Origin of the sequence: Mycobacterium sp. 050134, from assembly GCF_036409085.1 — a bacterium.
Classification (GTDB): Bacteria; Actinomycetota; Actinomycetes; order Mycobacteriales; family Mycobacteriaceae; genus Mycobacterium.
This window is the reverse complement of record NZ_JAZGLV010000099.1, coordinates 1-278: the sequence shown is the minus strand read 5'-3', so window position 1 is coordinate 278 and position 278 is coordinate 1. Positions and strand designations below refer to the sequence as shown.

Annotated in this window: 1 protein-coding gene; it reads right to left on the bottom strand. The window is 73.7% G+C overall.

The annotated features are described in order from the left end of the window. The coding region (locus SKC42_RS27570; protein WP_330967384.1) for a DUF222 domain-containing protein at positions 1-278 on the bottom strand (278 nt) is incomplete at both ends.

The following is a 278-nucleotide window of genomic DNA, read 5'->3' as shown; positions in this document are numbered from 1 at the left end:
CAGCAATCCGTCGTGGTTGCGTTGGGCGGGGCTGCGGGTGTCGCGGCGTACCGCCGCGTCGTCGGGTGTGGCGTCGACGATGGGAGTCTGGTCGTCGGGGTTGCAGGCGCCGGGGGCGGCGAGCTTGGCCAGCACGGCCTCGAGGGCGGCCCGCAATTCCGGGGTGAGCAGGCCGCTCAGCGCTGACATGCCGTCGGCGTCTTGTCGGCCCAGGGTGATGGCGCGGCGGCGGGCGCGTTCGGCGTCGCTGAAGTCGCCGTCGGGGTGGAGCCAGTCCA